The sequence below is a fragment of the Streptomyces rubradiris genome, from assembly GCF_016860525.1.
Classification (GTDB): Bacteria; Actinomycetota; Actinomycetes; order Streptomycetales; family Streptomycetaceae; genus Streptomyces; species Streptomyces rubradiris.
On record NZ_BNEA01000015.1, the window covers coordinates 3,787,417 to 3,807,142 of the forward strand.

General features: G+C 73.7%; 18 protein-coding genes. 6 read left to right on the forward strand and 12 right to left on the reverse strand.

Going from position 1 to position 19,726, the window contains the following annotated elements:
* Positions 1-108 precede the first annotated feature (108 nt).
* From Srubr_RS29985 to Srubr_RS30005, 5 genes are all read right to left on the reverse strand, one after another.
* A complete protein-coding gene (locus Srubr_RS29985; protein WP_189998979.1) occupies positions 109-1,191 on the reverse strand; it encodes an aspartate-semialdehyde dehydrogenase in 1,083 nt (360 codons plus the stop codon).
* A 16-nt stretch (positions 1,192-1,207) separates the two neighbouring features.
* Positions 1,208-2,479 (reverse strand): aspartate kinase, encoded by a 1,272-nt coding sequence (locus Srubr_RS29990; protein ID WP_181794916.1) that lies wholly within the window; start codon positions 2,477-2,479, stop codon positions 1,208-1,210.
* A gap of 165 nt (positions 2,480-2,644) precedes the next feature.
* Positions 2,645-3,307 (reverse strand): DUF5063 domain-containing protein, encoded by a 663-nt coding sequence (locus Srubr_RS29995; RefSeq protein WP_189998977.1) that lies wholly within the window; start codon positions 3,305-3,307, stop codon positions 2,645-2,647.
* On the reverse strand, positions 3,300-3,899 hold the full coding sequence (gene recR / locus Srubr_RS30000; protein ID WP_189998975.1) for a recombination mediator RecR: 600 nt from the start codon (positions 3,897-3,899) through the stop codon (positions 3,300-3,302). Before recR ends, Srubr_RS29995 begins: the two co-directional genes overlap by 8 nt.
* Positions 3,900-3,981: 82 nt before the next feature.
* A complete protein-coding gene (locus Srubr_RS30005; protein WP_189999016.1) occupies positions 3,982-4,323 on the reverse strand; it encodes a YbaB/EbfC family nucleoid-associated protein in 342 nt (113 codons plus the stop codon).
* Between the two features lie 298 nt (positions 4,324-4,621).
* On the opposite strand from Srubr_RS30005, the gene Srubr_RS30010 reads away from it, so the two are divergent.
* Entirely contained in the window at positions 4,622-5,374 is a 753-nt protein-coding gene (locus tag Srubr_RS30010) for an SLATT domain-containing protein (protein ID WP_189998973.1), read from the forward strand.
* 40 nt (positions 5,375-5,414) lie between these two features.
* On the opposite strand, the gene Srubr_RS30015 is transcribed toward Srubr_RS30010, so the two are convergent.
* A complete protein-coding gene (locus Srubr_RS30015) occupies positions 5,415-7,589 on the reverse strand; it encodes a serine/threonine-protein kinase (protein ID WP_189998972.1) in 2,175 nt (724 codons plus the stop codon).
* A gap of 252 nt (positions 7,590-7,841) precedes the next feature.
* Here Srubr_RS30015 and Srubr_RS30020 point away from each other — a divergent pair, with 252 nt between their 5' ends.
* The 4 genes from Srubr_RS30020 to Srubr_RS30035 all read left to right on the forward strand — a co-directional run bounded on the left by Srubr_RS30020 (position 7,842) and on the right by Srubr_RS30035 (position 11,056).
* The gene (locus tag Srubr_RS30020; RefSeq protein ID WP_189998970.1) at positions 7,842-9,197 is read left to right on the forward strand and encodes an aspartate aminotransferase family protein; all 1,356 of its coding nucleotides are present in this window, start codon (positions 7,842-7,844) and stop codon (positions 9,195-9,197) included.
* Positions 9,198-9,320: 123 nt separating this feature from the next.
* The gene (locus Srubr_RS30025; RefSeq protein ID WP_189998969.1) at positions 9,321-10,016 is read left to right on the forward strand and encodes a GntR family transcriptional regulator; all 696 of its coding nucleotides are present in this window, start codon (positions 9,321-9,323) and stop codon (positions 10,014-10,016) included.
* A gap of 110 nt (positions 10,017-10,126) precedes the next feature.
* Positions 10,127-10,777, forward strand: a complete 651-nt coding sequence (locus Srubr_RS30030) for a hypothetical protein (RefSeq protein WP_189998967.1) — start codon at positions 10,127-10,129, stop codon at positions 10,775-10,777.
* 27 nt (positions 10,778-10,804) lie between these two features.
* Positions 10,805-11,056: a hypothetical protein gene (locus tag Srubr_RS30035; protein ID WP_189998964.1), complete on the forward strand. Its 252-nt coding sequence runs from the start codon at positions 10,805-10,807 to the stop codon at positions 11,054-11,056.
* 95 nt (positions 11,057-11,151) lie between these two features.
* Here the strand turns inward: Srubr_RS30035 and Srubr_RS30040 are convergent, their stop codons facing one another.
* Positions 11,152-12,435, reverse strand: coding sequence for an adenylosuccinate synthase (locus Srubr_RS30040; RefSeq protein ID WP_189998963.1), 1,284 nt, complete (start codon positions 12,433-12,435; stop codon positions 11,152-11,154).
* Positions 12,436-12,632: 197 nt separating this feature from the next.
* Between Srubr_RS30040 and Srubr_RS30045 the strand changes: the two genes are divergently transcribed.
* On the forward strand, positions 12,633-13,472 hold the full coding sequence (locus Srubr_RS30045; RefSeq protein ID WP_189998961.1) for a diacylglycerol kinase family protein: 840 nt from the start codon (positions 12,633-12,635) through the stop codon (positions 13,470-13,472).
* A 15-nt stretch (positions 13,473-13,487) separates the two neighbouring features.
* On the opposite strand, the gene Srubr_RS30050 is transcribed toward Srubr_RS30045, so the two are convergent.
* The 5 genes from Srubr_RS30050 to Srubr_RS30070 form a co-directional block, all read right to left on the reverse strand.
* A complete protein-coding gene (locus Srubr_RS30050) occupies positions 13,488-14,708 on the reverse strand; it encodes a cytochrome P450 (protein ID WP_189998959.1) in 1,221 nt (406 codons plus the stop codon).
* 299 nt (positions 14,709-15,007) lie between these two features.
* Positions 15,008-15,724: a response regulator gene (locus tag Srubr_RS30055; RefSeq protein WP_203855063.1), complete on the reverse strand. Its 717-nt coding sequence runs from the start codon at positions 15,722-15,724 to the stop codon at positions 15,008-15,010.
* A complete protein-coding gene (locus tag Srubr_RS30060) occupies positions 15,721-17,118 on the reverse strand; it encodes a sensor histidine kinase (protein ID WP_189998956.1) in 1,398 nt (465 codons plus the stop codon). Before Srubr_RS30060 ends, Srubr_RS30055 begins: the two co-directional genes overlap by 4 nt.
* The gene (locus Srubr_RS30065) at positions 17,111-18,259 is read right to left on the reverse strand and encodes an acyltransferase family protein (RefSeq protein WP_229926960.1); all 1,149 of its coding nucleotides are present in this window, start codon (positions 18,257-18,259) and stop codon (positions 17,111-17,113) included. The genes Srubr_RS30060 and Srubr_RS30065 overlap by 8 nt, the downstream gene beginning before the upstream one ends.
* Positions 18,260-18,383: 124 nt before the next feature.
* Positions 18,384-19,463 (reverse strand): alpha/beta hydrolase, encoded by a 1,080-nt coding sequence (locus Srubr_RS30070; protein ID WP_189998954.1) that lies wholly within the window; start codon positions 19,461-19,463, stop codon positions 18,384-18,386.
* Positions 19,464-19,726 lie beyond the last annotated feature (263 nt).

Genomic DNA, 19,726 nt, shown 5'->3' on the forward strand with positions numbered 1-19,726 from the left:
TACGGTTGCGGAAGACGGGGAGTGAAATCCTCTGCTGCCAAGAGGGACGGTTCAAGGGAATTGGACCATGCTCCCGGCCACACTTCTTACGCGGATCCTACAAAGCCGTCACACCCGGCCGGCCGCCCCGGCCTCTTCCCCGTCGGCCGGCCCGGCGAGCAGCTCCGCGATCTGCACACAGTTCAGGGCGGCGCCCTTGCGCAGGTTGTCGCCGCACACGAAGAACTCCAGCGCGGCCGGATCGTCCAGGGCCCGGCGCAGCCGCCCGACCCAGGTCGGATCGGTGCCCACCACGTCGGCCGGGGTGGGGAACTCGCCGGCGGCCGGGTCGTCGCACAGCACCACGCCCGGCGCGGTCGCGAGGATCTCCCGGGCGCCGTCGACCGCGACCTCGCGCTGGAAGCGGGCGTGCACGGTCATCGAGTGCGTGGTGACCACCGGCACCTGGACGCAGGTCACCGCGACCGGCAGCGCGGCCAGGCCGAGGACCTTGCGGGACTCCTCGCGCACCGCCAGCTCCCGCGCCGACCAGCCGTCCGCCCGCGGCGGCCCGGCCCACGGCACGACGTTCAGCGCGACCGGCTCCGGGAACGGCCCGGCGGCGTCCCCGACGGCCCGCCTGAGGTCCCCCGGCTGCGTGCCCAGCTCGGTCCCGGCCACCAGGGCCAGCTGGGCCCGCAGGGCGTCCACCCCGGCCCGCCCGGCCCCGCTCGCCGCCTCGTACGACGACACCACCAGCTCGCGCAGGCCGTACTCGGCGTGCAGCGCGCCCAGGGCGACGATCATCGTCAGGGTGGTGCTGCCGGGGCTCGCGACGATCCCGCGCGGGCGGGAGCGCAGCGCGTGCGGATTGACCTCGGGCACCACGAGCGGCACGTCCGCGTCGGCCCGGAAGGCACCGGAGCGGTCGACGACGACCGCGCCGCGCGCGGCGGCGACCGGCGCCCAGGCGGCGGCGACCTCCTCGGGCACGTCGAACAGCGCGATGTCGACCCCGTCGAAGGCGTCCTCCGACAGGGCCGTGACCTCGACCTGCACCCCGCGCACGGTCAGCTTGCGGCCGGCCGAGCGCGCGGAGGCGATCAGCCGGATCTCGCCCCAGATGTCCGCGCGCTCGGACAGGATCCGGAGCATGACCGTGCCGACGGCCCCGGTCGCTCCCACGACCGCGAGCGTCGGCCCACCGGTCATCGGGCCGTACCCCGGCTCATCGGCCGGTGCCTCCGTAGACGACGGCCTCGTCGGAGTCGGAGTCGAGCCCGAAGGCGGTGTGCACGGCGCGGACGGCCTCGGGCACGTCGTCGGCGCGCGTGACGACCGAGATGCGGATCTCGGAGGTGGAGATCAGCTCGATGTTCACGCCCGCGTTGCTCAGCGCCTCGAAGAACGCGGCGGTGACGCCCGGGTTGGTCTTCATGCCGGCGCCGACCAGGGAGATCTTGCCGATCTGGTCGTCGTAGCGCAGCGAGTCGAAGCCGATGCCGGGGCGGTTCTTCTCCAGCGCGTCGATGGCCTTGCGGCCCTCGGTCTTCGGCAGGGTGAAGGAGATGTCCGTCAGCCCGGTGGAGGCGGCGGACACGTTCTGCACGACCATGTCGATGTTGACCTCGGCATCGGCGATGGTCCGGAAGATCGCGGCGGCCTCACCCGGCTTGTCCGGCACACCGACGACCGTGATCTTGGCCTCGGAGGTGTCGTGCGCGACACCGGAGATGATGGCCTGCTCCACCTTCTTGTCCCCAATCGGCTCACTGCTGACCCACGTGCCCTGCAGTCCGCTGAACGAGGACCGGACATGGATCGGGATGTTGTAACGGCGGGCGTACTCCACACAGCGGTGGAGCAGCACCTTGGACCCGGACGAGGCCAGCTCCAGCATGTCCTCGAAGGAGATCCAGTCGATCTTCCGGGCCTTCTTCACCACCCGCGGGTCGGCGGTGAACACGCCGTCGACGTCGGTGTAGATCTCGCAGACCTCGGCGTCCAGCGCGGCGGCCAGCGCCACGGCCGTCGTGTCGGACCCGCCACGCCCCAGCGTGGTGATGTCCTTCTTGTCCTGGCTGACGCCCTGGAACCCGGCGACGATCGCGATGTTGCCCTCGTCCAGCGCGGTGCGGATGCGGCCCGGCGTGACGTCGATGATCCGGGCTTTGTTGTGGACCGAGTCGGTGATCACGCCCGCCTGGCTGCCGGTGAACGACTGGGCCTCGTGGCCCAGGTTTTTGATCGCCATCGCCAGCAGGGCCATGGAGATCCGCTCTCCGGCGGTCAGCAGCATGTCGAACTCCCGGCCGGCAGGCATCGGAGACACCTGCTCGGCGAGATCGATCAGCTCGTCCGTCGTGTCGCCCATCGCGGAAACGACGACGACAACCTGGTTGCCGTTCTTCTTCGCTTCCACGATCCGCTTGGCGACGCGCTTGATGCCCTCGGCATCGGCTACGGAGGAGCCTCCGTACTTCTGCACGACAAGGCCCACGTGCGCTCCTCGCTCGGTTCGTTTGTGTCGGCTCAGTCTATCGAGCGTCCGAATTCCACCCACCTGCTCCCGCATGGTGAGACATCGTCCGCCCAGGTCCGACCCTGCCCAGCGGGCCGCGCACCACTCCGAAAGTGCCCCGGCTCACAAACGGCCGCCCGGCCGCTACTTCACCGGCCGGATGCCCAGCGGCGCGCCGATCTCCTGGGCCATGACCCGGCCGGCCTCGAACTCCAGCGTCTCGTCGCCGATGTCGGCCTGGTCGGTGTCCAGGCCGTCCAGCTCCTCCAGCGGCTGGTTCAGCCGGACGTGGATGAGGACGGACTGCAGGGCGCGCAGCACCGCCGAGGCCGTCGCCCCCCAGTTGGAGAAGTACGAGAACTGCCACCACCACAGCGCCTCGGTGGCACGGCCCGCGCGGTAGTGGGCCATGCCGTGCCTGAGGTCGGTGATGATGTCGGCGAGGTCGTCGGAGATCCGGGCCGGCACGGGCGCCTTGCGGGGCTCGTACGGGTCGAAGACCTCGGAGTAGACGTCGACCGGGTCCAGCAGCCGGGCGAAGTTCTCACGCAGCCCGTCCACGTCCGGCTCGGGGCCCGGGTCGGGCTCGTAGCGCTCGTCGGGGACGAAGTCCTCGTGGGCGCCCAGCCGGCCGCCGGCGAGCAGCAGCTGGGAGACCTCCAGGAGGAGGAAGGGGACCGCCGAGCCCGGCTCGTCGCCCCTGGCCACCTCCGTGACGGCCACCAGGAAGCTCTCCACCTGGTCCGCGATCTGCACCGCGAAGTCGTCCGGGTTCTGCGTCGTGGCATGCAGCGTGGCGTCAGACATCCAGCAATCGTCTCCCCTCGAAGGCGCGGCCGAGGGTCACCTCGTCCGCGTACTCCAGGTCGCCACCCACCGGGAGGCCGCTGGCCAGGCGGGTGACCTTCAGGCCCATGGGCTTGATCATGCGAGCGAGGTACGTGGCCGTGGCCTCGCCTTCCAGATTCGGGTCCGTCGCCAGGATCAGCTCCGTGACCGTCCCGTCGGCCAACCGCGCGAGAAGTTCCCGTATACGCAGGTCGTCGGGTCCGACGCCCTCGATGGGGCTGATCGCGCCGCCGAGCACGTGGTAGCGGCCCCGGAACTCGCGGGTGCGCTCGATCGCGACGACGTCCTTGGGCTCCTCCACCACACAGATGACGGCGGGGTCGCGGCGCGGGTCGCGGCAGATGCCGCACAGCTCCTCCTGCGCCACGTTGCCGCAGGTCGCGCAGAAGCGGACCTTCGCCTTGACCTCCATCAGGGCGTGCGCGAGCCGCTTCACGTCGACCGGCTCCGCCTGGAGGATGTGGAAGGCGATCCGCTGCGCGCTCTTGGGACCGACGCCGGGCAGCCGCCCCAGTTCGTCGATGAGGTCCTGGACCACGCCTTCGTACAACGGACTGCCCTTCCTGGAGACCTTTCGGTACGTACGGTAGTTGGCTTCCGCCTCCGCCCGGAAGGCGGTGCGGCGGAGCGGGTCAGAACGGCAGGCCCGGAATGCCGCTGCCGCCGCCCAGGCCCTGGGCCAGCGGGCCGAGCTTCTGCTGCTGGAGCGTCTGCGCGTTCTGGTTGGCCGCCTGGACGGCCGCCAGGATCAGGTCGGCGAGGGTCTCGGTGTCCTCCGGGTCCACCGCCTTCGGGTCGATCTTCAGCGCGCGCAGCTCACCGGCGCCGGTGACGGTGGCCGTCACCAGGCCGCCGCCCGCCTGTCCGTCGACCTCGGTGTTCGCCAGTTCCTCCTGCGCGCGCGCCAGGTCCTGCTGCATCTTCTGGGCCTGCTGGAGCAACTGCTGCATGTTGGGCTGGCCACCGGGGATCACGATCAGCTCCTCGCCGTCTTCCGTGTCGTCATCGTCGTTGTCGTCGTTGTCGTCGTTGCCGTTGTCGTCTCCGACGTTTTTCTCAGTCGTCAATGAGCCTACGTGGTCCACGCGGTCCCTGCCCTGCCACTCTTTCGGGTGAGAAAGGCGGCTGTCCTATACCTGATCAAGGCCCTCTTCCGGGCGGAAAAACGGGGAAACCTCCCTCTCCGTCATCCGTTGGGCGGTAGGAAGGTGGCCGCGCGTCGGCATGGAATGTCACGCAACGCGACCGGTCGTGATCAGTAGGGAGTGCCGGGTGGGTCAGCCGGAGATGCAGCCCGAGGGTCCGACTCAGGACGGGCGGGGCGAGGACGCGGCCGGGCTGCGGCCGGGCGATCTGACCGGGCGGACGTTCCCGCTCGGGGACTGGGGCGAACCCGCCGAGCGGCTGGACGAGCTGTACCGGTGGGTGGAGCGCCGGGGGCTGGAGACGGCCGACTGGTACCTGCGGGACCGGCTCTGGAAGCGGCGCGGGGCGCGCGCGCTGCGGATCACCGCGGCGGCCGGGGCGGTGGCCGGGGCGGCGCTGCCGCTGCTGGACCTCACCGGGGTGGCCGCCGGGGTGGCGCCGTGGGGCTGTCTGGCGCTGCTGCTCGCGGGTGCCGGCCTCGGCGTCGACCGGTTCTTCGGGTGCACGTCCGGCTGGATGCGGGACGTGGCCACGGCCCAGGCGGTGCAGCGGCGGCTCCAAGCCCTCCAGTTCGACTGGGCGTCGGAGAGCGTGCGGGAGGTGCTGGGCCCCGCGGAGGGCACGGCGAGCGAGGCGGCCGAGCGGTGCCTGACGGTGCTGCGGCGCTTCTGCGAGGACATCGCGGAGCTGGTGCGCGCGGAGACCACCGACTGGATGGTGCAGTTCCGCACGGGCCCGACCCCGCTGGGCGTCCAGACGGCGTCGGCCACGGTGCCCCGGCAGGAGGCGGGCACCGCGGGCGGGGCGCGTTTCCCGCTGCCCCCGGCGAACGGTAGCCGCCCGAACATGCCGAGACAGCGCCCCCCGGAACCCCGCTGACGGTCACACCCGGGGCCGTCGCTCCTCGCCGTACGGGTCGTTACTCCTTGCGGTACGTCAGGCTCTCCCCGCCGCCCGCCTTCGTCCGCTCCAGCCTGCCGTCCGGCAGCAGGGTGACCTCGGTGGCCTCGCCCGGGGTGCAGGAGGAGGCCGGTTCCCCGGTGGTGACGGTGGACGGCCCGATCCGCAGCGGCCCGTCCGCGCCGGGTGCTGCGGTCAGCTCGGCCTCGAAGACACAGTGGTACGAGCCGCCGCCCTCGGTCGGCCCGTCCGCGACCAGGGTCAGCACGGTGTCCCCCACCTCGCCCTGGCGGATGGTCAGTTCACGGGTGCCTGTGCCGCTCTCGCCGCCGATGGCGGTCCGCCAGGTGCCCAGGTAGGCGTCGGGTATCGCCCCGGCGGCCGGCGTTTTCGAGGCGGTCGGGGTGGGCGCGGCGGAGGTGGGGGGCGCCGCCGGGCCGTCCGGGGACGCGGAGCGGTGGGCGGGGGCCGTGCCGACGGTGCCGCCGGCCTTCTCGTCGGTGCCGCCGTTGTTCATCAGCGCGTACACCGAGCCACCCGCACCCACCGCCACGACCAGCGCGACGACCACGAGCAGCGCGGTGGACCGGCCGCTGCGCCGCTCCGGCTCCTCCGGCACGGCGGGGTCCGGGGAACCGTACGGCGGTGTGGCGCCGGGTCCGCCGGCGTACGGGCCGTAGCCCCAGGCACCGGCACCGGCGCCGGGTTGCTGCGGATAGCCGTAGCCGGTGGGGTGCTGCTGCGGCTGCGGGTACGACCGCGGTGGCGGAGCACCGTACGCCGGGCCGAAGCCGTGCGGTGCCGGAGGTGCGGTGGGCGGCGGCGGAACCCGGGGGGTGGGAGCGGCGGGCTGGTGGTCGACGGGCTCGGGGGCTCCGCCGTCGGAGACGGGGGCGTGCTCGGGGGACCCGTTGGCCGCCATGAAGGACACCCCGGCGCCGTGGGGCACACCGGGCCCCTCCGGGGCACCGGGCCCGTGAGGCACACCGGTCCCGTACGAGGCACCAGGCCCCTGAGACACACCGGTCCCGTACGAGGCACCAGGCCCCTGAGACACACCGGTCCCGTACGAGGCACCGGACCCCTGCACCCCGGACCCCTGCGGCACCCCTGGCCCGTGGGACGCGCCGGCGCCGTGCGCCCATGACTCCTGCGACGCACCGGCCCCGTGGGGCACACCGGGCCCCCCGAGCGCGTCCGCGCCGGCCGGCGGTGCCGTTCCGTTCCCGTGCGCGGCCGGCCCCGGCGCCGGCGCTCCCCCGGCGCCCTCCGGGTTCTCCGCCTCCAGCAGCCGCACGGCGTGCCGGCCGAGCTGGGCCACGAGGGCGCTGGGCAGCCAGGGATCGCGGGAGCGGCCCCCGGTCACCGTGTCCTCCATCCCGGTGCGCTCCAGGATCTCCGCCGGCGAGGGCCGGCTCGCCGGGTCCTTGCGCAGGCAGTCCCGTACGAGGTCGGCGATCCCCTCCGGGACCCCGGTCAGGTCCGGCTCCTCCTGGGCGATGCGGAACATCAGCGCGTGGACCCCGCTGTCGGCGGTCCCGAAGGGCAGCGACCCGGTGGCCGCGTAGGCGAGCACGGAGCCGAGGCAGAACACGTCGGACGCGGGCGTGATCCGGTCGCCGCGCACCTGCTCGGGCGCCATGAACCCGGGCGACCCGACCAGCGCCCCGGTGCGGGTGAGCCCCTCCTCGCCCGGCGCCGTCGTCTCCAGCGCCCGCGCGATCCCGAAGTCGATCACGCGCGGCCCGTCGATGGTGACCAGCACGTTCGACGGCTTGAGGTCCCGGTGCACGAGCCCGGCCGCGTGGATGTCCGCCAGCGCCTGCGCGAGCCCCGCCGCCAGGATCCGTACCGACCGCTCGGGCAGCGCCCCGTGGTCGTGCCCGACGACCTGTTGCAGGCTCGGCCCGGCCACGTACCCGGTCGCCACCCACGGCACGTCCGCCTCGGTGTCCGCGTCCAGCACCGGCGCGGTCCAGTACCCGCCGACCCGGCGCGCGGCGTGCACCTCCTGCCGGAACCGCGCCCGGAACTCCTCCCGCTCGGCCAGCTCCGCGCGGACCAGCTTCACGGCGACGGTCCGGCCCCGGTCCGACCGGGCCAGGTAGACCTGTCCCATGCCGCCCGCGCCGAGCCGTGCCAGCAACCGGTAGGCCCCGATCGCCGGCGGATCCCCCGGTCCCAGCTTCTCCATCCCCGCGCCGCCTCCCCCCATAGGTCTGCAACGCCCGACAATAGTGCGCCGGTACGGCACCGGGTCCGGTACCGGTTCCACGGTTCCGTAACAGGGGCCGGCCGCGCCGGGAACCGGCCACACCGGACGCCACCGGAAACGCGCCACCTCCGCCCGAAGCCCCGCCCGTCGACAACCTGTCGCGGATTCCCCCCGTCCACGGAACAAGACGCCGATATGCCTTCCGCATCGCGGACATTTACCCTCACCGGCATGACCCCTCAGCCCAGCCCCGAAGCCGGCGCCGCAGTGAAGGCCGCCGACCGCGCGCACGTCTTCCACTCCTGGTCCGCGCAGGACCTCATCGACCCGCTCGCCGTCGCCGGCGCCGAGGGGTCGTACTTCTGGGACTACGACGGCACCCGCTACCTGGACTTCACCAGCGGGCTCGTCTTCACCAACATCGGCTACCAGCACCCCAAGGTCGTCGCGGCGATCCAGGAGCAGGCCGCGAAGCTGACCACCTTCGCGCCCGCGTTCGCCGTCGAGGCCCGCTCGGAGGCGGCCCGGCTGATCGCCGAGCGGACCCCCGGCGACCTGGACAAGATCTTCTTCACCAACGGCGGCGCGGACGCCGTGGAGCACGCGGTGCGCATGGCCCGGCTGCACACCGGCCGCCCGAAGGTGCTCTCGGCCTACCGCTCGTACCACGGCGGCACCCAGCAGGCGGTGAACATCACCGGTGACCCGCGCCGCTGGGCGAACGACAGCGGCTCGAACGGGGTCGCCCGGTTCTGGGCACCGTTCCTCTACCGCTCCCGCTTCTACTCCGAGACCGAGGAGCAGGAGTGCGCCCGGGCGCTGGAGCACCTGGAGACGACGATCGCCTTCGAGGGCCCGGGGACCATCGCCGCGATCATCCTGGAGACCATCCCGGGCACCGCCGGGATCATGGTGCCGCCGCCCGGCTATCTGGCCGGCGTGCGCGAGCTGTGCGACAAGTACGGGATCGTCTTCATCCTGGACGAGGTCATGGCCGGCTTCGGCCGGACCGGCGAGTGGTTCGCGGCCGACCTGTTCGGTGTCGTCCCCGACCTGATGACCTTCGCCAAGGGGGTGAACTCGGGTTACGTGCCCCTCGGCGGTGTCGCCATCTCGGCGCAGATCGCCGAGACCTTCGGCAAGCGCCCCTACCCCGGCGGCCTCACCTACTCCGGGCACCCGCTGGCCTGCGCCGCCGCCGTCGCCACGATCAACGTGATGGCGGAGGAGGGCGTCGTGGACAACGCCAGGCGGCTCGGCGAGAGCGTCGTCGGCCCCGGCCTGGCCGAGCTGGCCGCCCGCCACCCGAGCGTCGGCGAGGTGCGCGGCGTCGGCATGTTCTGGGCACTGGAGCTGGTGCGCAGCCGGGAGACCCGCGAGCCGCTGGTGCCGTACAACGCGACCGGCGAGGCGAACGCCCCCATGGCCGCCTTCACCGCCGCCGCCAAGCGGCACGGCCTGTGGCCGTTCGTGAACATGAACCGCACCCACGTCGCCCCGCCGTGCACCGCGACCGAGGCCGAACTGAAGGAGGGCCTGGCCGCGCTCGACGCCGCGCTGACCGTCGCCGACGAACACACCGTGTGACCGTAACTGCCGCAACACCTGTTCGAACGCGTAAGGTGACGTGCTCGTAAGGGAAGAGGGACCCGCGGCTGTCGCGGGTCCTCACGAGCACCGCATCCGGACGTGTGAGGAGAGGCACGGAGCATGCCCGGCAACGGCCCCGTGACGCGCAGCACCCTGCGCCAGCAGATCGCGGACGCGCTCCGTGACGAGGTGCTGGGGGGACGGCTGCGCCCGGGCCGGGCGTTCACCGTCAAGGAGATAGCCGACCAGTACGGCGTCTCCGCCACACCGGTCCGCGAGGCGCTGGTCGACCTGTCCGCGCAGGGCATCCTGGAGGCCGACCAGCACCGCGGCTTCCGGGTGCCCGAGTACTCGGTCGGCGACTACCGGCACATGATCGAGGCCCGCGGCCTGGTCACCGACGGCATGTTCCGGGCGCTCACCGCGGACCACCCCGCCTTCCGCACCCCGCCGGAGGACCCCCGCACGGGCGCCGCCCTGAGCACCGTGCGGCGCCGCGGCGAGGAGGCCCAGCGGGCGGCCACGGCCGGCGACCTGACCGTCCTCATCGGCTACGACCTGCGCTTCTGGCGCGAGTTGAGCGCCCTGTTCGGCAACCCCTACCTCGGCGACTTCCTGCACCGGCTGCGCGTGCAGTCCTGGGTGTGCGCGGTGCAGTACCTGCTGCGCCTGCCGGAGCTGCGCGGCCGGCTCTGGGACCGGCACACCGAACTGGTCGACGCGCTCGCCCGGCGCGAGGCGGAGACGGCCCGCGCGATCGTCGCCGACGCGAGCGCGCACTCGCTGGCGCTGCTGGAACGCCTGGCGGGCGGGTAGACGACCGATACGGGCCCCGCGGGGGAGCGTCCCCGGGCCGCAGCGACTACCCTTCCCTGACCACCCGCCGCCGCGCGTGACGGCGCGCCCGCCGATGCGAGGAGCCCTCTTTGGCCTGTGACCTGTGGCTGGTACCGCTCGTGGACGTGTTGTGCCACACCCCGGACAACCCCTTCGCCGAGGAACTCGCGCAGTACGACAAGGCGCTGGCCGAGGCCGGTCTGCCGACGGTGCCGGTGTACCAGTACATGCCCGGCCTGTCCGGCGACGTCGCCCCGGTCGCCGGTTTCGACTACGACGCCCTGCACTTCCTGCGCCGCGCCTACCTGCTCCAGGTCTGCGGCCTGCCGGTGACACCGGTGGACGAACTGGGTGGCGACTACGAGCAGTTGCTGGAGATGTTCGAGTCGACGGCCCAGCGGTCACACCTGGTCTGGCACTACGACCACGCGGGCGCCTACGTCCCCGTGGACTTCCCGCACCCGCTGTCCAACGACGAACTCCTCGCGGGCGGCGGCCCCTTGGGCTCCTCCCAGACCCTGCTGCGGGAACTCCAGTACGTGGCCCCCGTGATCGGCATCGATCCGGCCAACCCCCCGGCCGCCCCCGCCCCGCCCCCGGCCCCCACGGAGCTGGAGGAACCGGCGGTCCCGGCCCCCTACGACCCCAGCCCCTTCGCCCGCGAACGCCACGTCTGGCTGGGCCTCCACGCAGCAGCGACCCGCTCCCTGGCCCAGGGTTCGATGATCGTGTTCAGCTGACGTGCCACAGGCCCGGAGGACCGGAGGGTGATGATGGCGTCCCTCGCCTACTTCGAGAAGGAGTCCGAGGACAGGGACGGGGACGGGGTCGTCATCCGCTATTCCTTCGGTGAGGACCCCGGCGCGATGACTCGGCTCCTGACCATGAACACGCGCACACGGACGGCCCGGCCGGACGACGGCGTCCTCGACCACACCTTCCTCAAGGCGTCCCGGAGGATCAACGCCGTGTACGACGAGCGGGCACGGTGGCCGGACCGGGGGATGAGCGCGAGTTGAGCTCCCCCGGGCGCTCGGCTCGCGGCCGGGCCGCGCGGGAACAGGCGGACGCCCTGCCGGCCGGCCCGGCAGGGCGTCCTGTGCGGGCGCTCGGCCTACAGGAACGAGTTGATCTCGATCGTCTCGTCGCGGCCCGGGCCCACGCCGATCGCGGAGATCGGGGCGCCGGACATCTCCTCCAGGGCCTTGACGTACGCCTGGGCGTTCTTCGGCAGGTCGGAGAACGTCTTCGCCTTGCTGATGTCCTCGGACCAGCCCGGCAGCATCTCGTAGACGGGCTTCGCGTGGTGGAAGTCGGTCTGCGAGTAGGGCAGCTCCTCGACCCGCTTGCCGTCGATCTCGTAGGCGACGCAGACCGGGATCTGCTCCCAGCCGGTGAGGACGTCCAGCTTGGTGAGGAAGAAGTCGGTCAGGCCGTTGACGCGGGTGGCGTAGCGGGCGATGACCGCGTCGAACCAGCCGCAGCGGCGGTCCCGGCCGGTGGTGACGCCCCGCTCGCCGCCGATGCGGCGCAGCGCCTCGCCGTCCTCGTCGAACAGCTCCGTCGGGAACGGGCCCGCGCCGACACGGGTCGTGTAGGCCTTCAGGATGCCGATCACCCGGCTGATCTTCGTCGGGCCCACGCCCGCGCCCGTGCAGGCGCCGCCCGCGGTCGGGTTCGAGGAGGTGACGAAGGGGTACGTGCCGTGGTCGATGTCCAGCAGCGTGCCCTGGCCGCCCTCGAAGAGCACGACCTTGTCGTCCTCCAGGGCCTGGTTCAGGACCAGCACCGTGTCGGCGACGTACGGCCGGATCTGCTCGGCGTAGCCCAGCAGCTCCTCGACCACCTGGTCCGCGGCGATCGCGCGCCGGTTGTACAGCTTCGTCAGGATCTGGTTCTTGACGTCGAGGGCCGCCTCCACCTTCTGCTGGAGGATCGACTCGTCGTACAGGTCCTGGACCCGGATGCCCACGCGGTTGATCTTGTCCGCGTAGGTCGGGCCGATGCCGCGGCCGGTCGTACCGATCTTGCGCTTGCCGAGGAAGCGTTCCGTCACCTTGTCGACGGTCACGTTGTACGGCGTGATGATGTGCGCGTTACCGCTGATCAGGAGCTTGGACGTGTCGACGCCACGCTCGTTCAGACCGCTCAGCTCGGAGAGCAGGACCGACGGGTCGACGACGACACCGTTGCCGATGACCGGCGTACAGCCGGGCGACAGGATTCCGGAAGGGAGGAGGTGCAGTGCGTACTTCTGGTCGCCCACGACGACCGTGTGGCCGGCGTTGTTGCCACCCTGGTAACGCACCACGTAATCGACGGAACCACCGAGGAGATCCGTCGCCTTTCCCTTGCCTTCGTCACCCCACTGAGCACCGAGCAGCACAAGTGCGGGCACGCGCGTACACCCCTTCCGGGCGGGGCATGTCCAAGGTCGGGGGCATGGGCGTAACGTTCACCGCCGCGTACCACCGCGACCGTCGTCGGTCGCACAACCGTCGGACCGGATGCCCCGGAATAGACGAAGCCCCTGGCGCAATAGCGCAAGGGGCTCTTGCACAAAGATGCTACCCGAGGAAGCGAGGCAGGACCGAGGTGGCGACTTCCGCGACGTCCGATCAGCTGCTGGTGATCATCGATCCGGCGGCACGGCAGACGGACGGGGAGTCCGTACGGATCGCGAAAGACGTGCTCAGCGCGGGCGCGTCGGCCAAGCTGTGCCTGCCGGACGGCCCGGAGGAATTCGCCCGCGCCCTGGCCCGCAGGGGGTCGCGGCGGCCGGTCGTGGTGGGGGACGGCCGGGCGCTGACGCGGGCCGTCACCCTGCTGCACCGGCGCGGGGAGCTGACCGGATGCGCGCTGTCCGTGGTGCCGGTCGGGGACACGGCGCTCGCCGAGTCGCTCGGGGTGCCCGGCGGGGCGGTGGCGGCGGCCCGGGCGGTCCTGGACGGCGTGGAGCGGCGGCTGGACCTGCTGGTGGACGACGGCGACGGCGTGGTGCTGGGCGCGCTGCGCATCCCGCCGGTGCCGGTGCGGGCGGGCGCCGCCTCCCCGGTGCCGCTCTCCGCGGGCCGGCCCTGGTACCGCTCGCTGGTCCGCACGCTCGCCGCCCGCCCGACCCGGCTGACCGCCGTGCCCGCCCCGCACGCGGCCCGGCTGCGGGTGGAGGTCGACGGGCGGCCGGTGGTCGACACGGACGAGCCGGTGGAGGCGGTCTCGGTGACGCCGGGCGCGGCCGGGGTGGCCTCGGTGGAGGTCCGGCCGCTGTCGCTGGGCGCGGAGGCGACCCCGCTGCTGGCCACCGGGCACACGGTGACGGTCACCGGGGCGGAGTTCCGCTACCGCGCGGACGCGGCGGTGTCCGGGCCGGTGCGCCGGCGGACCTGGCGGGTGGTGGAGGGCGCCTGGGGCCTGGTCCTGCCCGCCGGGCGCTGAATTCCCGTGGGGAACTCAGCGCAGCTCCACGCGCAGCCCCCGCAGTCCCCTCATCACGAAGTTCGGGCGGCGTTCCGGCTCCGCCGCGAGGGCGAGCGTGGGCGCCCGCTCCAGCAGGGCCGTCAGGGAGGCCGCCAGCTCGATACGGGCCAGGGGCGCGCCGACGCAGTAGTGGATGCCGGCCCCGAAGGAGATGTGCGGGTTCTCCGCGCGGGCGAGGTCCAGGCGGCCGGGGGCGGCGAAGACGGCCGGGTCGTGGTTGGCGGAGCCGAAGAGCAGGGCGACCTCGCTGCCTCTCGGGATCGTGGTGCCGCCGATCTCGATGTCGTCCAGGACCCAGCGCTCGAAGAGCTGGAGCGGGGTGTCGTAGCGCAGCAGTTCTTCGATCGCGGACGGCACCAGGGAGTGGTCGGCGCGCAGGGCCGCGAGCTGCCCGGGGTGGCGGAACAGGGCGTACCAGCCGTTCACCGTGGCGTTGACGGTCGCCTCGTGGCCCGCGTTGAGGAGCAGCACCGCCGTGGAGACCAGTTCCTGCTCGGTGAGGCGGTCGCCCTCGTCGTGGGCGGCGATCAGGGCGGAGACCAGGTCCTCGCCGGGCTCGGCGCGGCGGGCCGCGATCAGCTCCCGGAGGTAGCCGGAGAACTCCACCGACGCCCGCACCGCCCGGGCCGCCGCCTCCTCGGACGGGTTCAGCTCGTACATCCCGCAGATGTCCGCCGACCACGGCCGCAGCAGGGGCCGGTCCGCCGCGGGGATGCCGAGCAGCTCGGCGATCACCGCGACCGGCAGCGGTTCGGCCACGTCCGTCAGCAGATCGCCGCCGCCGTTGCCGACCAGGGCGGCCACCAGCTCGTCGGCCAGCGCGTGCGCGTACGGCCTCAGCCGCTGCACCGTGCGCGGGGTGAACGCCTTCGCCACCAGGCGCCGGATCCGGGTGTGGTCCGGCGGCTCCAGGTCCAGCATCCCGTGGTCGTTGAGGGTGTGGAAGGGCTCGTGCCCGGGCGGGGGCGGGGTGCGGCCGAACTCCTCGTGCGTGAACCGGTGCAGGTAGGTGCGGCCGAGCCGGCGGTCCCGCAGCAGCGCCGAGACGTCCGCGTGGTGCGGCACCAGCCACTGGTCGCTCGGTTCGTACCGGATCACCCGGCCGCGGGCGCGCAGCTCGGCGTAGGCCGGGTAGGGGTCGGCGACGAACGCCGGGTCCCAGGGGTCGAAGACGTGGTCCGCAGCGGCTGCCATGAACGGACGCTAGCCCGTCCCGCCACGCGTGGCCAGCCTCCACCCGGACCCGGCCCGCGTGGCCAGCCTCAGCCCGGGCCCAGCCCGCGTGCCCGGCCTCCGCACGGGCCCGGCCCGCGCGGCCAGCCTCAGCCCGGGCCCGGCCCGCGTGCCCAGCCTCCACCCGGGCCCACCCTGCGTGGCCAGCCTCCACCCGGACCCGGCCCGTGTGCCCGACCTCCACCCGAACCCGGCCCGCGCGGCCAGCCTCAGTCCGAGCCCAGCCCGCGTGCCCGGCCTCCGCACGGTCCCGCCCGCTGTCAGCGGGTGCCGGGACTGTCAGCGGGTGCCGGGGCGGACCACTCCGGACTCGTAGGCACTCCGGACTCGTAGGCGTAGACCGCGGCCTGCGTACGGTCGCGCAGGCCCAGCTTCACCAGGATTCGGCCCACATGCGTCTTCACGGTCTGCTCGGCCACGACCAGCCGCTCGGCGATCTCCGCGTTCGACAGGCCCTGCGCGATCAGCGCCAGCACCTCCGTCTCCCGCTCGGTCAGCTCGCCGACGCGCCGTCTGAGCGGGGTCCGGCCGCCGCCGTCCAGGCGGGAGAACTCCGCGATGAGCCGCCGGGTGATGCCGGGGGCCAGCAGGGCGTCGCCCGCGGCCACGACCCGGACCGCCTCGGCCAGCTGGTCCGCGGAGGCGTCCTTGAGCAGGAAGCCGGAGGCGCCCGCCCGCAGCGCGTCGTACACGTACTCGTCCAGGTCGAACGTCGTCAGCACCAGCACCCGTACGCCGGGGTGGTCCTCGGTGATGCGGCGGGTCGCCTCGATGCCGCCCAGCTCCGGCATCCGGATGTCCATCAGCACCACGTCCGGGGACAGCTCGGCGGTCCGGGCGATCGCGTCCCGGCCGTCCACCGCCTGCCCGATCACCTCGATGTCGCTCTGGGCGTTGAGCAGCACGGTGAAGCCCTGCCGGACCATCTGCTGGTCGTCGGCGATCAGGACACGAATGCTGCCGGTACCGCTCGTCATGGGGTCTGTTCTCCTGTCGGGCGCTGGTCGGGCGGGTCCGGGACGTCCCCGGGGAGGAAGGCCGTGACGCTGAAGCCGCCGCCCTCGGTGCCGCCCGCCACGAGACGGCCGCCGAGCATGGCCACGCGCTCCCGCATGCCGAGCAGCCCGTGACCGGCGCCCGGGGACGGCGGGACGGGGTGCCGGGGCGGGGAGTTGTCCACCTTCAGCCGCAGACCGTCCGGGAGGTGCCCGACCTCGACCCGCACCCGGGACCCGGGCGCGTGCCGCAGGGCGTTGCTCAGCGCCTCCTGCACGATCCGGTACGCCGACAGCTCAACGCCCGGCGCGTAGGGCCGTGCGCCGCCCACGACCTCGGCGGTCACGTCCAGTCCCGCCGCGCGGGTGTTCTCGATCAGCGCGCCGAGCCGGTCCAGCGTGGGCTGGGGGGCGTCCGGGGCCGCTCCGGTGCCGGGGGCACCCAGCCCGTAGGGGTCCTCGGGGTTCTCGGGGTGCTCGGACCGCAGCACCCCGAGGACCCGGCGCAGCTCGGTCAGCGCCTCCAGCGCGTTGGCGCGGATGCCGGAGAGGTTCTCCAGCAGCTCCGGGGAGGGGTTCTCCACCAGGTGCGGGGCGACCTGGGCCTGGATGGAGATCACCGACATGTGGTGGGCGACCACGTCGTGCAGCTCCCGGGCGATCCGGCTGCGCTCCTCCAGCAGGGTGCGGCGGGCCCGCTCCTCCACGCTGATCGTCGTCTGCTGGACCAGTTCGCTACGGGCCTCCTGACGGCTGCGCAGGGCGGCGCCGGTGACGGCCATGACGGCGCACAGGGCCACCGTCAGCGTGCCGGTGCCGGAGTAGTGGCCCGCCGCCAGGCCGCCCTGGACAACCCAGGTCACCGCCGTGGTCACGGCGAGCGCGGCCACCACACCACCCAGCCGGACACGCAGGGCGAGCAGCAGGAAGACCGCCATGTGGGCGATCACCGTGGGCGTGGTCCAGGGCCAGTTGGTGCCGGGGCCGTCGGGCGGGAGGGCGGCGAGGTGGGGGCGGGCGAGCAGGGCGGTGGCGGTGGCGGCGGTCAGGGACAGCGCCCAGGCGGGCAGCGGGCGCCAGCCGGCCAGGAGGAGGGCGGCGGCCTGGAGGGCGGTGGTGGTGAGGGCGAGGGGGAAGGCGATGCCGTAGGAGTCGGAGACCTCGGCGCCGCCGCCCACGGCGATGGCCAGCGCGATCCAGCCGAGCAGGAAGTAGGTGAGCAGGCGGGCCCAGCGGTACCGGGAGTAGGGGGGCGAGTGACGGACGGGGGCCTCGCCCAGCCAGACCCGCAGGAGGGCGGTGGTGCGGGGCGGGGTACGAGGGCCCTCGGCGGGGGTGGTGGGGTCCTCGGGCTGCACGGGGTCAACCTTAGGCATGGTGCGGGGACTTCGTCGGCGGCAGATGGCGGTGGACGATCCGGGACGAACGGCGGCGCGTGCGGCGCGGGCCCCGCTCGCGGTGGCGGAAGGCCGCCAGGCACAGGGCCAGCGCCACGGCGAACACGGGCAGCCAGGCCAGCCGGTACGCCACCCAGAGCGGGGAATCGGGCGCCGTGTGCAGACCGGGCAGGCGGCCGGCCGCGAGCCCGGTGGCGGTGGTGGCCATCATCGCCGTCTGGTGCCACAGGAAGACCGTCATCGCCGAGAGGTTGACCAGGGCCACCGCCGCCCAGACCAGGGGGCGGGCCGCCGCCCGGCGCAGCCGGTCGCGCAGCAGCAGCGCCAGCCCGCACTGGGCCAGGCCGAACGTGACGGCCGCCAGGGTCGGCGGGTTCAGGTTGGAGACCGCGTCGCCGGGGACGCCGACCATGGACGCCGGGTAGCCGGCGCAGCCGATGAGGAGCGCCGTGGCCGCCGTACCGCCGAGCAGCAGGGCCCGGGCCGAACGGCGGCTGCGCAGCTCGCCCCGGGCCCAGGCCGCGCCCAGGGTGTAGGGCACCAGCCAGCCGGCGGCCAGGTTGGTCCAGCCGAGCCAGGACGGGCCGAGGTGCAGGCCGAAGCGGAGCAGGTCCACGTGCAGGACCACGGCGAGCGGCCAGAGGGGGTTGAGCCGGGCGACGAGCGGGGTGGCGGCCGTCAGCGCGGCGAACACCACCAGGAACCACAGCGGGGACAGCGCGAGTTTCACCAGGCTGTGGACAGTGGCCAAGGGCGTGCCGCTGAGCAGCAGGGCGGCGGCGGTCACTGTCCACAGGGCCAGCAGGGCGGTGACCGGGCGGAGCAGCCGGGCCGTGCGGGCGCGCAGCCAGCGACCGTAGGAGTCCCCCCGGCCCTGGGCGGTGGCCAGACTGCGGGTCGCCACATGGCCGCCGACCAGGAAGAACACGGCCAGGGTCTGGAACAGCCAGGAGAGCGGGGCCAGCCAGGGCTGGTGGCGCAGCGGGCTCTCGGTGTGCAGGGCGCCGTCCTGTGCGACCAGGGCGGTGACCAGCCAGTGGCCGAGGACGACACCGAGGATCGCGAGGGCCCGTAGCGCGTCGACCGCGCGGTCCCGGGAGGCGGGAGTGGCGGCGTCCAGGCGCCGGGCGCCCCGGCGGAGGGTGGCGAGGCCGAAGGCGGCCGGGCCGAAGGCGGCCGGGACGCGGGTGCGCCGGCGAAGGGCGTCCAGGGGGCGGCGCGGAGCGTGGGCCCCGGGGGTCTGCTCAGGCACGGGTCACCTCCGAGGTCTCGCCGAGGGCGATCCGGGCCAGGTTGGCGAGCGAGGCCGAGCCCGGGGTGAAGTAGCCGCTGTGGTCGGCGCCGGCCGCGTCGAAGACCCGGGCGCCGAAGGCGGCGGAGACGGGGTCGGTGCCGAAGCCGACGGTGACGCCGGTGCCGAGCAGGCCGGTCCGGACGTGGGGGACGTGCGCCACCCAGTCGGCGGCGCCGCGGGCCGCCCAGACGCGGGCGCGGGTGTGCAGGGCGGTGGCCGAGCCGGCGCCGGTGCCGGGGCTGCCGATCAGGGCGATGTCGTCGGCGGCGAGGCCGGGGGCGGCCCGGCCGCAGACCACGGAGCCGTAGGAGTGGCACAGGAGGGTGAGGTGGGCGCCGGCGGGCGCGGCGGTGCGCAGGTCGCGGACGAAGGCGCGCAGGCGCGGGGCGGCTTCGTCGGCGCGGGCGGTCGTGGTGACGGTGGTGCTGACCGTGGCCGGGGTCTCGTAGCCGAGCCAGGCTATGACGGCGACCGCGTTTCCGGGCGTACGGCTTTCACCGGGGCGGTGGGTGAGGGCCGCGTACAGGGACGCGGCGGCGCGGTGGAAGCGGGGGTAGGTGTCGAGGGTGGTGTCCGAGCCGGGGACCAGTACGGCGATGTGACGGGCGTGGGCCAAGTCGCCCATGACCTCCGTGACTTGTCCGTTTCCCCGGCCGTCGAAAGCGAGGAGGTGACGGGAGGGGGCGGCGAGGGCACGGTCGGCCGCGGCGCGGTGGGTATCACCGTGCGCGGCGGCCATGCGGGCGGCCTCGCCGGCGTTCTTCCGGTTCGCCTCGTAGGCGGCGGGGAGGGCGGCGGGGGTGAGGGGGGTGGTGAGGGCCGCGGGGGGCGGAGCGGGAACGGTGGGGCGGGCCGCGCCTGCGAGGGGGAGGACTATGGCGGCGGTCAGGAGGGCGGGGAGCAGGAGACGGAGAAGGGCACGGCGGAGGGGCTGGGGGTGCCGGTGGGGGTTACGGTGCGGGTGCGGGTGGCCCCCATGGGGGGCGTTCGCCGTCGGCGGCTGCGGGTGCGCCGCGGGAGAGGTACCCATCCGGACCACTCGCGCGGCAATCGTCGTCGGATGCGGGTGACCCCCATGACGAGCATTCGCCGTCGGCGGCTGCGGGCGCGTCGTGGGCTTGTCCTCCGGCCGCGCCGACCGTGCGGGGGTCGGTGCCGGGCGCGGAACGCCCTCATGGGGCCCCATCACCACCGGCGGCCGCGGCAACAACGCGGGCTCGCCCTCCCCACGCACCGACCCCGCGGCAATGGACACCGGACGCGGGACACCCTCGTACGGCGCCACCACCGTCG

Coding starts and splice junctions, on each gene's coding strand:
- Srubr_RS29985 (WP_189998979.1), bottom strand. CDS start 1,191: ATGACCGGTGGGCCGACGCTCGCGGTCGTGGGAGCGACCGGGGCCGTC.
- Srubr_RS29995 (WP_189998977.1), bottom strand. CDS start 3,307: ATGTCTGACGCCACGCTGCATGCCACGACGCAGAACCCGGACGACTTC.
- Srubr_RS30015 (WP_189998972.1), bottom strand. CDS start 7,589: ATGGAGAAGCTGGGACCGGGGGATCCGCCGGCGATCGGGGCCTACCGG.
- Srubr_RS30020 (WP_189998970.1), top strand. CDS start 7,842: ATGACCCCTCAGCCCAGCCCCGAAGCCGGCGCCGCAGTGAAGGCCGCC.
- Srubr_RS30025 (WP_189998969.1), top strand. CDS start 9,321: ATGCCCGGCAACGGCCCCGTGACGCGCAGCACCCTGCGCCAGCAGATC.
- Srubr_RS30050 (WP_189998959.1), bottom strand. CDS start 14,708: ATGGCAGCCGCTGCGGACCACGTCTTCGACCCCTGGGACCCGGCGTTC.
- Srubr_RS30055 (WP_203855063.1), bottom strand. CDS start 15,724: ATGACGAGCGGTACCGGCAGCATTCGTGTCCTGATCGCCGACGACCAG.
- Srubr_RS30060 (WP_189998956.1), bottom strand. CDS start 17,118: ATGCCTAAGGTTGACCCCGTGCAGCCCGAGGACCCCACCACCCCCGCC.
- Srubr_RS30070 (WP_189998954.1), bottom strand. CDS start 19,463: ATGGGTACCTCTCCCGCGGCGCACCCGCAGCCGCCGACGGCGAACGCC.